The following is an 11,867-nucleotide window of genomic DNA, read 5'->3' on the forward strand; positions in this document are numbered from 1 at the left end:
GCAGGAGCGAAGGGCGCGCGGCGCTGAGGCGAATCTAAAAATTTATGTAACCAATGGTTGTTGAGCCTAGTCGCGCCGGGAATGACGGTCAAGCGTCGGACCGCCGCGCTTGAGGGAGAGCATGATCGCGCGCGTCTCGTGTTGCTCCTTCAATGAGTGAGAAAATGTTGCGCGAGGTCTACGCCGAACGCGCCGGCCCACGCCGCAGCGACGACGAGAACGAGTCCGGGAACCAGCCGCAGCGCGAACGACGACCCGCCGCTGGTCCATGCCACGACGATCTTGCTGATCGTGTTCATCGACAGCGCGGCCAGGACCGGCAGCACGGCTGCGGCGGCATCGATCTTGCCGGAAGCGGCGAGCGTGGCCGCGGCCACGGCAGGCGCATGCGTGTCGACGAGGCCCGCGACCGCCGCGCTGAGCACGAGGCCGGTTTCGCCGAACATTTCGCGCAACCCGGCGGAGATCACCATCACCGCGGAGATCGTCGCGGCCAGCATCACGGCGCCCGGCAGGCTGAAGGCGCGTCCGGGCTCGAGCTCTGCCCTGCTCGCCTGACGCAGGCCGGCGATGGTGAAGATCGCTCCGTAGGCCGCCGCGGCCGCACCGGCGCAGAGCAGCGGGACCAGCAGCGCCCGCAGCGCGGCGGGGCTCGTTGCGGCGAGAACCGCGGCGAGCTGGATGACGGTCGCAAGGGTCGACAGCGTCGCGCCGGCCGCGGCTGCCCCGCGCAGCTCGGGCGTGGTGCGCGCCCGTGCGCCCATCGCGCCGATCGTCGCCGTGCTGGAAATGAAGCCCGACGCGAAGCCCGAGACGGCGAGGCCGCCACGGGCGCCGAGCAGCCGCATCGAGACATGGCCGGCGGCGCCGATCGCCATCATGAGGACGACCAGCATCCAGATCGCGCGCGGATTGAGCGTGCCGAACGGACCGAGCGGCCGATCGGGAAGCAGCGGCAGGACCACGAGGGTGGCGGCGGCGAAGATGAGGCCGTCCCTGAGCTCGCTTTCGCTGAGCACCGAGCGGACGAAATCGTGCAGCACCGGTCGCGCGGCAAGCAGCACCGCCAGGATGACGGCGACCCCTGCGGCCAGAGCCGCATGCTCGGTGGCGAGGCCACCGAGCAGAACGGTCAGGACGAGCGCCGTTTCCGATGTCAGCCCGGGATCGTCGCTGCGGGACCGCAGATAGGCGATCGCCACCAGGACGATCACCCCGGCGGTGACGACCGCCAGCAGCGTCCTGCCACCGGCCAGCATGCTGACGGCGCCCGCGAGCGATGCCGCGGCAAAGGTCCTCAGCCCGGCGGGCCCGCGCCCCGGCCCCTCGCCCTTGCGGCGCTCGCGCTCCAGGCCGATCAGAAGGCCGATGCCGAGTGCGACGGTGATCGCGATGATCTCGGGGCTCGGCGCCAGGCTCATGACGTCCGGCATGGGTCAGACCGACTGTTGCAGGGTCCGGGTCCCGTCATGGTGCGACGAACGCGCTGATGATCATCAGCATGCACGTGACGAGACCGATGGCAGGGACCCAGAGCGGCACCCGGACATGCCCGGCCGGCGACGCGACGTTGCGGGCCCGGAGCCGCAGCAGGCACAGATTGACGACGGCAAAGATCGTGAGCGTGACCAGCGACGTCCCCTCCGCCAGGCGCTCCAGCGGAAAGCTCAGCGCGAGCGCCGCAACCGCCAGCATGACGAGCCCGGTCGCGATCAGCGGCGTCCCGGTGCGGCGATCGACGCGTCCCGCAATCCGCGGCAGGTCGCCCTGCTCCGCCATGCCGTAGACGACACGCGCCGTCATGGTCATCTGGGCGAGAACCGTGTTCAGCGTCGACACGATGGCGATCATGTTGAATGTCGCCGGACTGATACGCGCCACGGCGTTGAACACCAGGCTGAGCGGTGCCGGCGACGCCGCGAGGACGGCCGGCGGCACGGCGCTGACGGCAATCGCGGCGATCAGCACGTAGAGAAGCGACGTGATCAGCAAGGTGAGCGCCATCGCCCACGGAATGTTCCGCTGCGGGCTCTTGGCCTCCTCGACGACGTTGGCGAGATCCTCGAAGCCGACGAACGCGAAGAAGGCGAGCAGGCCAGCAAAGGTGACGCCGGAGAGCACGCCGACATCGAGCGGCGGCGGCACGAGCAGCGCCGGGCCGAACGACACGCCGGAGTGAACGGCCGAGACGATGATCCACAGCAGTCCGCCGGTCTCGATCAAGGTCAGCAGGCCCGCGAGCATCACCGATTCGAGAATGCCCCAGGCGGCGACGACGCCGAGCGCCCCGACGATCACCAGGGCGACGAATGGCGCCGGCAGATCGATCAGCTGCCGGATATAGCCGGCGCCGCCGAGTGTCACTGCGGCCGCAGCAATCACGCCGGTGGCCAGCCGCAGCGAGCCGACGGCCGTCGAGAGCAGCCGCGACTCGAACGCCGCACGGACATAGGCGGCTTCGCCGGCACTGACGGGATAGCGGGTCGCGAGTTCGGCGTAGGAGGCCGCCGTGAAAGCCATCACCGTGGCTGCCAACGCGAAGGCCCACGACGAATAGACGCCGGCGTGACCAGCGACGGCGCCGATCAGGACATAGATGCCTGCGCCCACCGTGACGCCCGTGCCGTAGAGGACGAGCAATGGAAGTCCGAGCCGCCGCCGCAGGCCGGTTGGAGGCACGATGGGATCTTGCGGCACAACGGCGTCCATTCCTGATCACGACGAGCGACGGATGTTGTAGGGGCTTAATCGAGCAAGCGCGAGTTCTCTTGATCTCGGTCAACCGGGCCGCGCGCGACTCTCGGGGCTGCGGCGTTCGGTCGCCCGTCGGCGTGACGCGCGCGGAGACATGCGTTTGCTGCCTCGCGGCGCGGTTGGCCCGAGCTGTGCTGACGATGTCCCCTCTCCGCCATCGAGAGGGTGCAGGGAAGACCGAGCCTCGGCTGAGGCCCGTGGCCCCCGTGCGGAGAAAATGCACGGGGCAGGAACCACAGGTACAGCCGGAAACGACCCGGCCCTCCCTGCGCGATGGTTGGAACGGCTGCTCCGAGCTCTCCCCGGGGACCGGCTTGTTTGCCCCCGTCACCCGCGGCGACGCACGAACGTCATCGCGAACTTGGCGCCAGCTTCGGGGCGCCAGGACCACACGGCTTGACCGTCCGCCACGCTGCCAGTCGTCTGCGCGAAACGCGCCTGACATCGCGACGGCCACCACTCCCCACCTCCACGTATCGTGACGACGCGTACGTCCCTCTGCATGAGGCGGGATGCGCGGGAGATAAGCATGAATTCCGAAAATAAGAAACAAGAATCTTTTTCGTGGCACGGCTGGACATCGGCGGCGGATTGCGTGTGCCGGTTCGACCGATTTGCCCGACGGGCAGCCTGCGACCATCCCCTGTGCGCGGCGATTTGAACCACATCTCGTCGACGGTCGACAGATGATCCGGCATTCGGTCCTGCAGGCGTGGCTCCCGTCGCGACGACGTCGGCAGGTTGCGCATGCGGCGGCCCCGGAGACGGATGGCTCGGAGACGGACGGCAATGATGGACACGATGGCGCGCTCACGCCGTCTCGGCTCGATCGGCAGCGTGGTCGGGCTTTTCGCGCTCGTCGCAGCGGTCCTGCCTCACTGGGTGTTGCCTGTGATCGATCCGCCGCCGCCCATCGACAAGGTCGTTGTCGACGTCGGACACCGCGTCAAAGACCGGCTGGTGGCACGCATCAAGGGTGTCGACTACCAGGCGCCGGTACACGAGCCATCATGGACCGACCGGCTGCAACAGCAGTTGCCGGTGGCCGCGGTGTTGCTCGGCCTGCTCGCGATCATTCTCGGTGTGGTGGGCCAATTGCGCCGCGAAGAGCGCCACATCGCGGCGATGGCGACGACGCTGGGCAGCTGCGCGATCGCCGTTCAGCTCTCCTTCGTGCTGATGGGCGTTCTGATCGTGATGGCGATCATCTATTTCGTCGGCGATTTCCTTTCGCTGTTCTGATCGCGGGATGCGTGTCCACTCATTCGCTTACCGCGGGCGAAGCGATTTTTTGTCGATCGAGATCTTTCAACGTCATTGCGAGCGCAGCGAAGCAATCCAGGATGGTGGGCGGGACTCTGAATTGCGTCGTCGCTGCGCTCCTCGCAATGACGGAGAGAAGCAGACCACCACAGACGGATGACCCATTCGTGGCCTGTGTGCCACAGCGAGGCAGCGATTGCTTCCTGCACATTGCCAATGCGATCGTGATGTGATTAGTACGCGGCGGCGTCGAGCATTCCGCTCCGCCGCACAGGAGAAAGACGATGACTGCGATCATCCGTTGCTCCGCCAGGAGCCGCCGGGCCTGATCCTCGCGTGAGGCGGGGTGTGGCCAGGCACGCGCGCGGCTGCGCGCGCTGTTAGTCCCAAACCATATCTCCCTGTCTTTCTCCAAGGTACCCACATGGGCAATTCCCATCGCGTGGACGGCCGTGCGCCGGTCCACGGCTTCTACTCGTCCAGCTCCTGGATCGAGGGCGCCGCCGTGCGCCAACTCGAAACCGTGGCTGATCTCGATGGCGTGCGCGCGGTCGCCGGCCTGCCGGACCTGCACCCCGGCAAGTTCGGTCCCGTCGGCTGCGCCATTCTCGCCGACCACATCCACCCGGCCTTCGTCGGCGCGGACGCCGGCTGCGGCATGGCCTTGTTCGCACTCGATCTCGCCGCGCGCCGCATTCGCGTCGACAAGTCGGCCGACCGGCTGCGCGACATCGCCAAGCCCTATGACGGCGACATCGCAGGCGAGCTGGCCACGCATGGGCTGGCATCGTCCGACTTCGACACGTCGCTCGGCACGATCGGCGGCGGCAATCATTTCTGTGAGTTGCAGGCTGTCGAGCAAGTGTTCGATGCGCCCTGTGGCATCGATCGCGACCGCGCTTATCTGCTGGTGCATTCCGGCTCGCGTGGTCTCGGCCATGCGCTGCTCGAACGGCACGTCGCGGATGGACTGAAGCCGCTCGCGCCTGACAGCGCCGATGGCCAGGCCTATCTCGCGGCGCATGACCATGCGCTGCGCTGGGCCCGGCTCAACCGCGGCGTCATCGCGCGGCGGGCAGCAGCGGCGTTGCGCTGCGAGGCCGATCCGGTCTGCGAATGCTCGCATAATTGCGTGGTCCATCGCAGGGAAGGCGTGCTGCACCGAAAGGGCGCGGCGCCGTCCGACCAGGGGCTGGTCGTCGTGCCGGGCTCGCGCGGCGCGCTGTCCTATCTGGTCGCGCCGCTCGCGACGGCGCCGAAGGAGGCGCTGTGGTCGATCGCGCATGGTGCGGGCCGCAAATTCGACCGGTCGTCGATGATCGGCCGGGTCGGCGCCACCAAATCGGATCGCGAGCGGCTGGCGCGCAATCCGTTCGGCGGCCGCGTGATCTGCGAGGACCGCGCGCTGCTCGCCGAGGAGGCGCCGGAGGCCTACAAGCCGATATCAGGCGTGATCGCCGATCTCGAGTCCTTTGGACTCGCGCGCGTCGTCGCCAGCTTCCGGCCGCTGGTGACGGTGAAGAAGATCGCCACCGAGCGACGGCACAAGGAGGACCGCCGATGAGACGGCTCCTCCTCACCTCGGGACGCGGTCCGGCGGAATGCCGGATCGCCGTCGCGCATGCGCTGCAACGGCTTGCCGAGGAAGCCGAGGCTGCGGAGTGCGACTGCGCGATCGCGCAAGGCGACGCGGAACGTCACGGGCCGGCCAGCGCGATCGCCGTGCTGGACGGGCCGGGCGCCGACGCCATCGCGCAACGCTGGACGCAGGGCTCGCTGCTCTGGGTGTGCCGCAGTCCGCTGCGGCCGCATCACGGGCGCAAGAACTGGTTTGTCGGCGTGGTCGATCTGCCACTGCCCGCGCAGGTCCCGGCCTTGGCGGCGGTCGACGTCCGGTTCGAGAGCTTCCGCGCCGGCGGTCCCGGCGGCCAGCACCAGAACAAGACCGAGAGCGCGGTGCGCGCCGTGCATCTGCCGAGCGGCCTCACCGCGATCGCCCGCGACGGCCGCTCCCAGCATCGCAACAAGGCGCTCGCGCTCGCACGCCTCGCGGCGTTGCTGGACGGCCGCGCGCGCGTCGCGGAGGCCGGCGAGGCCCGGCTGGTGCAGGCCGCGCATGACCGCGTCGAACGCGGCGCAGCCGGCCTGCGCTTCGAGGGACCAGCGTTCAGGCCGACGGGGTGATGAAGAGCGGCGGGTGCCCCTGTGTCTCCACGTCGTCATGTCCGGGCCTGTCCCGGCCATCCACGTCGTCCGGCATACTGAGGACGACGTGGATGCCCGGGACGAGCCCGGGCATGACGGAGTAACTAACTGGCAGGATCGCTCCTCGAGGTGACTCCTGGCCGATATGCGATTGCCCTGAAAGCGGATGCGAGACGCAGCGCGTGGGAGAAGCCATGCGCCACGTGCGGATTCTTCATGCCCATCATGCCTCACATTCGCACATGACATTGCACTGCGAAACGGCTAAGCGGTCCGCCCTCCCCGGACGGAAAACGAGACGAGCATGGCGGCAGCGGCCCATTGCGGCATCGACTTCGGCACTTCGAACACCACGGTCGGCCTCAGCGATCACGCCTCCGCACAGCTCATCGCACTGGAGGGCGAGCAGCGGACCTTGCCGAGCGCGATGTTCTTCGACTTCGAGGATCACGGCGTGCAGTTCGGGCGCGCCGCGATCGAGCGCTATCTGACCGGCCATGACGGCCGCTTCATGCGCGCGCTGAAGAGCATTCTCGGCACCGCGCTGATCCACGAGAAGACCTACATCCGGCAGAAGGCGGTGCCGTTCTCCGGCATTCTCGGCTTCTTCTTCGCGCATCTGAAGAGCCAGATCGAAACGCGACTCGGCCACGAGGTCGACCAGGTCGTGCTCGGCCGCCCCGTGCGCTTCGTCGACAAGGACGACGCGGCCGATGCCGAGGCGCAGAGCGCGCTGGAGCAGATCGCGCGCGAGCAGGGCTTCAGGCACATCGCCTTCCAATACGAGCCGATCGCGGCCGCGCTCGACTACGAGCAGCAGGTGAGCCGCGAGGAGCTGGTGCTGATCGTCGACATCGGCGGCGGCACCTCGGACTTCTCGATCGTGCGCGTCTCGCCGGAGCGGCGCGGCAAGGCTGACCGCGAGGACGACATCCTCGCCAATGGCGGCATTCACATCGGCGGCACCGATTTCGACCGGCTGCTCAGCCTCAAGAGCGTGATGCCGCATCTCGGCTATGGCAGCCTGACCGCCGACGGCAAGCGCAATTTGCCGACCGCCTACTATCACGAGCTCGCCACCTGGCACCGCATCAACCAGCTCTACAAGAAGGGCGTCATCCACGAGTTGCGCCAGATCCGCTACGAGGCCGAGCGGCGCGATCTCGTCGACCGCTTCATCAAGGTGGTGGAGGAGCATCGCGGCCATACGCTGGCGATCGGCGTCGAGCAGGCCAAGATCGCGCTGACCGAGGCGAAGTCGCTCACCTCGGTGCTGTCGGAGAAGGACGAATGGGCGCGCATCAAGTTCACGCGCAAGGATTTCGACCGCGCCATCGCCGATTCCGTCGAGCGCGTCGTCCGCACCGTCACGACGCTGCTCGCTGACGCTGCGGTGGACGCCGCCGCCATCAACACGATCTTCCTCACCGGCGGCTCGAGCATGGTGCCGGCGCTGCGCCAGGCGATCCTGGCGCTGTTTCCGGCGGCGCGCGTCGCCGAGACCGACCTGCTCGGCAGCGTCGGCCTTGGGCTTGCGTTGGACGCGCGGCGCAAGTTCGGCTGACGGCGCGGCTCATTCCGAGGAGGCTGTGGCGGCCGGCCGCGCCGGCCTTTTCGGCGCGCCCTGAAGCTGGGTTCGGGTCACGGGATGCGGCACGGCCGACGCCGGCTCGGCGACACGGACGGGCGCAGGCTTTGCGCGGACGGGCCGAGCACCGGCCGGTCCGGTCCGCCCCGGCTCTCCGGCCCGGATGATGCCCCAGGGTCCGGCATTGGCCGAAGGCGACGGAGATCCCGAGCCGGCTCGGCTTGCGCGCTGCGTCCGTGGCAGCTCCGCGCGCGGCACCGGCGCCGAGGCGGGGACGGCCTCGGGAGGCGCGTCCAGCCGGGACATGGCGACGGCGGGCTCGGCCTTCGCACTGACGGCGAGCGTCAACGCGGGTTCGACGACGAGAGCGACCGGCGCGGGCGATGCGACTTCCAACGGAGCTGCGTGCACCGCTCGCTCCTCAGGCAAGTCCACGAGGGCCGGAGCGATGACAGCAGCGGCCTCGCGTCGGGCATCGATCGTATCGTCGGCCAGCCTGTGAAGCATATGGCTCGGCAGCAGGAACCCCGCCGCCGTCAAGGCGACGGCTACGCTCCGGCCAAGCCCGGCCTTCATGGCGTGAGTCGGGGCCGGCAGCGCGCTGGCGGCCCGCCAAGCCATGTCGACGCCAGCCACCGCAATGAATGCCGCAAGACCGAGGCTGCCGCCGACCATCGGCAGAACCGTCGAAGCCTGGACCAGAACCACGGTGAGGGTCAGCGCGGCCACGATCGGCTGCAGCGCGCCGGACAGCCGCTGCGGCGACGACATGCCGAGAAAACATCCAGCATAATAGGCATCGACCAGACAGCGTTCGTCGGACCAAAGCCCCTGCATGATTGCCATTCCGGCAAACGCCAGGGTGGCCGAGACGAAGGTGCGGGCCGCCCGCCCCGACTCTGCAACATGCGAAAGGCGTTGCATCAAGAGTGTCAGGACCGTTCCGGTGAAACAGGCTGCAAGAATCGCCAGCGAGCCGCCAAGCTCCCGGTCGAACTGATTCAGGTGCGCCAGATGGAGTGTTTCGCCGTGCCCGGCGAGCCAGGGTCCGAGGCTGACGAACAGCAGCGATCCGAGCGCAGCCAGCACGCCCAAGCGTCCGCCATAGCCCTGCAACAGCACGATACGCTGCCGGATTTCGATCGCGGTGAAAATGCAGAACAGCAGGCCGCAGAAGACCGACAGCAGATAAAGTGACGCCTCCTGCGGCAGTCCGGTGCGAACGACGCTTTCGCTGAGCAGTCCGATCGGCGTCATGCCGCTGAAGCTGCCGCCATAGACCGAGGACGAGAATGTGGTGGCTGCAAGATTATCGGGAGACGTCGTCACCAGACCTGCGCACAGCACGACCGTCACCGCCGCCGAGGCGAACGCGGGTGACAGGCCCAACGCGCTCAGATGCAACGTCGCGAGGCAGCCGAGACAAGCGCCCGCAAAGGACACGAGAAGCGCGACGGAGAAATCGAAACGCCGCGGCTGAGGACGCGGCTCGAACAGGACCGGCAGGCCTGTTCGCCATGGCGCGCAATCAGAGGCCTGCTGCATCTGCGAACCACCCCCATGTGGATCGACCGGGCTTCTCATCCCGTCCTGACCACCGGACGAGCCCCCCTAAGCACCGCACGGTGCACGATGAAGTGGAAACATGGCGAAACGCGTGCGGAGGTGTGGCGGTGGCGGGTTATCGCCTCAAAAAGGCTTGGCGTCTGCCGTCAGGGGGCCGCCGAGGTCGACGGGTCGGGCCTCCACTCCGGTGCAGGCTGCACATCCTGGCGAGCCATGATGCGCGGGCGCGGGGACGCGTGCGGGACCACCCGCGCCTGGCTGCGCTTGGGCAGCATCGTCGGCACCGTGGCCACCTGGCCATAGCGGACGACGCGCCGCTGCGGCTCCGAGGACATCGGCGCAGGCGCGGCCGGACTTTGCTCGCTGGATCGGCGCGGGGACGGCTCTCCGCCGTCCGGCCGCAGGATCTGCATGGGAAGCTGCGGCACCGGCGCGTTGACCGGCTTCTCGCCGGGCACACCGCCCTCGCCTCTTGCCTCGTCGGCCGGCGCCGTCTGCCGCACCGGCGCAACCGGCTTTGCCGCCGACAGCGTCGAAGCTGCCGGCTCCTCGCGCGGCTGCTCGAACAGCAGCTCGCTCGACAGCAGCACCGCGACGATGGCCAGGGTGGCGAGAAGACCGCGCGACCACGCGATCATGGTCTGCCGCGGCGATTCTCCGGCCTCGACGAACAGCCGCACGCCGGCGTCGACGAACATCACCGAGACGAAGGCGACGTAGCCGAGGCTGCCGCCGACCGCGGGAAGGATCGGGTATGTGAAAATGACCAGAGCCGTGAGCAGCACCGCCGCCGCCATCGCCTGCGGCAGGCTGCGCAGCCGGCGCGACGACGACATGCCGAGAAAGCAGCCGGCGTAATAGGCATCGAGCTCGGGGGCGTTGCCGGGGACGAATTGCAGCAGCAGGACCAGGCCGACGAACGCCACCGTCGCCGCGACGACGATGCGCACCGCACGCCGCGATCCTGCGACGGGGGCCCAGCGCAGCGCCGCCATGGTCGCCAGCATGCCCGCCGTGCACAGCAGGAAGGTGATCGCCGCTGCGCCGAGCCCGAGCTCCGGCACAGGCCGGCGTGCGATCGGAAACAGCTCGCCGTCGGCGCCCAGCAGCGGCGCCAAGCCGACGAACAGGAAGGATGCGACGGCCGCGAGCGCGCCCAGCCGTCCGCCATAGCCGCGGGCCAGCCCCCCGCGCAGCCACATGTCGAGCGCACATCCGAGACAGAACATCAGGCCGGTGAACAGCGACAGCAAGGTGAAGGCGGCATCGAGCGGCAGACCGGCGCGGATCACGCTCGCGTTCAACAGCGCCACCGGCGTCATGCCGACGAAGCTGCCGCCATAGGCCGATGAGAAGAACGTGCTCGGCACCAGATCCGCGGTGCGCGTCAGGATCAGCGACGCACAGAGCAGCAGCGCGGCAGCTGCGGACGCGACCTGCGGCGACAGACCGGAAGCGCTGAGATGCAGGGTCATCAGGCAGCCGAGGAAGGCGGCAATGAAGGAGGCCAGCGGCGGGCAGCCGAGCTGAAACAGCTCAGAGCCGTAAAAGGGCATCGGCCGGCTCAGCTGCCGTGTGCGCCACATGTGTGGATCGAACGCACGCTGCGCCTGTGAGCCACGCGACCGATGTCCCGCCGTCCCGCGATTCATGTCCAACACCTCATCGGGCGCAACTGGGCCCGCTCCGCCTCCGATACCTGCGGCGGTTGTACACACGCTGCATCCCTGCAATTGCGTGCATTCGATTCATGCACCGCAATGCAGCGTTGTGGAAGTATCTGGTTCCATCACGCGGTCGAAAGTCTTCCGTAACCTTAATCGGGGTAACGTCTCCAATGAATCAATGGGATAGCTCTTCGCGAGGCGACCGCGGGCTGGAGTTGCGATCCGCGTTGGTTAACGCCACCATGGCCCATGCTCACGCCCACGTTGCATACTGCTCGCTTGGTGCTGCGCCCGCTCGCGCTCAGCGACGCGCCGGCGATCCAGCGCCACTTCAACAATTGGAACATCATCCGCTCCCTCGCCGCCGTCGTGCCCTGGCCGTATCCGGACGACGGCGCCGAGACCTTCGTCAGGCTGCAACTCGACAAGATCGCGGCCGGCGAGGAGATCCATCAATGGGTGCTGGTGCTGCGGGACGGCGACGGCACGGCAATCGGCAACATCCACTTCCGGCCGCGCGTCGAGTCCCGTAAGGGCCATCGCGGCTTCTGGCTTGCGGAGCCCTATTGGAATCAGGGAGTGATGACCGAGGCGATCGCAGCGGTGAACGACTTTGCCTTCGGTCCGCTCGGGCTCGATGCGTTCTATGTCTGCAACGTCGCGAGCAATGTCGCCTCGCGCCGGGTGAAACAGAAGACCGGCGCCGAATTCTCCGGCTTCATCGACCTCGCGCATCACACGGGTGAGACCCGATCGGAGCGATGGATCGTGCGGCGGGAGACCTGGCTGCGCTACCGGGGCTCGCAGCAGCCTCCCGCCTGAGA

9 protein-coding genes are annotated in these 11,867 nt (G+C 68.2%); 5 read left to right on the top strand and 4 right to left on the bottom strand.

Translation table 11 applies throughout. The features are described 5' to 3' along the window. Positions 1–149 precede the first annotated feature (149 nt). Entirely contained in the window at positions 150–1,433 is a 1,284-nt protein-coding gene (locus QXZ94_RS21355) for an MgtC/SapB family protein (protein ID WP_315722076.1), read from the bottom strand. 34 nt (positions 1,434–1,467) lie between these two features. After that, positions 1,468–2,679: an APC family permease gene (locus QXZ94_RS21360; protein WP_315722077.1), complete on the bottom strand. Its 1,212-nt coding sequence runs from the start codon at positions 2,677–2,679 to the stop codon at positions 1,468–1,470. A gap of 864 nt (positions 2,680–3,543) precedes the next feature. Here QXZ94_RS21360 and QXZ94_RS21365 point away from each other — a divergent pair. The 4 genes from QXZ94_RS21365 (at position 3,544) to QXZ94_RS21380 (ending at position 7,786) form a co-directional block, all read left to right on the top strand. Beyond that, a complete protein-coding gene (locus QXZ94_RS21365; protein WP_315722078.1) occupies positions 3,544–3,996 on the top strand; it encodes a hypothetical protein in 453 nt (150 codons plus the stop codon). 445 nt (positions 3,997–4,441) lie between these two features. Next, positions 4,442–5,581 (top strand): RNA ligase RtcB family protein, encoded by a 1,140-nt coding sequence (locus tag QXZ94_RS21370; protein ID WP_315722079.1) that lies wholly within the window; start codon positions 4,442–4,444, stop codon positions 5,579–5,581. After that, positions 5,578–6,201, top strand: a complete 624-nt coding sequence (prfH, locus tag QXZ94_RS21375) for a peptide chain release factor H (protein ID WP_315722080.1) — start codon at positions 5,578–5,580, stop codon at positions 6,199–6,201. Before QXZ94_RS21370 ends, prfH begins: the two co-directional genes overlap by 4 nt. Positions 6,202–6,526: 325 nt before the next feature. Continuing rightward, positions 6,527–7,786: an Hsp70 family protein gene (locus QXZ94_RS21380; protein ID WP_315722081.1), complete on the top strand. Its 1,260-nt coding sequence runs from the start codon at positions 6,527–6,529 to the stop codon at positions 7,784–7,786. Between the two features lie 9 nt (positions 7,787–7,795). Here QXZ94_RS21380 and QXZ94_RS21385 read toward each other — a convergent pair whose 3' ends face one another. Continuing rightward, entirely contained in the window at positions 7,796–9,355 is a 1,560-nt protein-coding gene (locus QXZ94_RS21385) for a hypothetical protein (protein ID WP_315722082.1), read from the bottom strand. A gap of 167 nt (positions 9,356–9,522) precedes the next feature. Then, the gene (locus tag QXZ94_RS21390; RefSeq protein ID WP_315722083.1) at positions 9,523–10,932 is read right to left on the bottom strand and encodes a hypothetical protein; all 1,410 of its coding nucleotides are present in this window, start codon (positions 10,930–10,932) and stop codon (positions 9,523–9,525) included. 360 nt (positions 10,933–11,292) lie between these two features. On the opposite strand from QXZ94_RS21390, the gene QXZ94_RS21395 reads away from it, so the two are divergent. Beyond that, a complete protein-coding gene (locus QXZ94_RS21395) occupies positions 11,293–11,865 on the top strand; it encodes a GNAT family N-acetyltransferase (protein WP_315722084.1) in 573 nt (190 codons plus the stop codon). Positions 11,866–11,867 lie beyond the last annotated feature (2 nt).

It is taken from the genome of Bradyrhizobium sp. SZCCHNS2022 (assembly GCF_032377575.1).
Classification (GTDB): Bacteria; Pseudomonadota; Alphaproteobacteria; order Rhizobiales; family Xanthobacteraceae; genus Bradyrhizobium; species Bradyrhizobium aeschynomenes.

Bases quoted from the DNA above. Each gene is read 5' to 3' on its own strand.
- QXZ94_RS21355 (WP_315722076.1), bottom strand. From the start codon at position 1,433: ATGCCGGACGTCATGAGCCTGGCGCCGAGCCCCGAGATCATCGCGATC.
- QXZ94_RS21365 (WP_315722078.1), top strand. From the start codon at position 3,544: ATGATGGACACGATGGCGCGCTCACGCCGTCTCGGCTCGATCGGCAGC.
- QXZ94_RS21370 (WP_315722079.1), top strand. From the start codon at position 4,442: ATGGGCAATTCCCATCGCGTGGACGGCCGTGCGCCGGTCCACGGCTTC.
- prfH (WP_315722080.1), top strand. From the start codon at position 5,578: ATGAGACGGCTCCTCCTCACCTCGGGACGCGGTCCGGCGGAATGCCGG.
- QXZ94_RS21380 (WP_315722081.1), top strand. From the start codon at position 6,527: ATGGCGGCAGCGGCCCATTGCGGCATCGACTTCGGCACTTCGAACACC.
- QXZ94_RS21385 (WP_315722082.1), bottom strand. From the start codon at position 9,355: ATGCAGCAGGCCTCTGATTGCGCGCCATGGCGAACAGGCCTGCCGGTC.
- QXZ94_RS21390 (WP_315722083.1), bottom strand. From the start codon at position 10,932: ATGCCCTTTTACGGCTCTGAGCTGTTTCAGCTCGGCTGCCCGCCGCTG.
- QXZ94_RS21395 (WP_315722084.1), top strand. From the start codon at position 11,293: ATGCTCACGCCCACGTTGCATACTGCTCGCTTGGTGCTGCGCCCGCTC.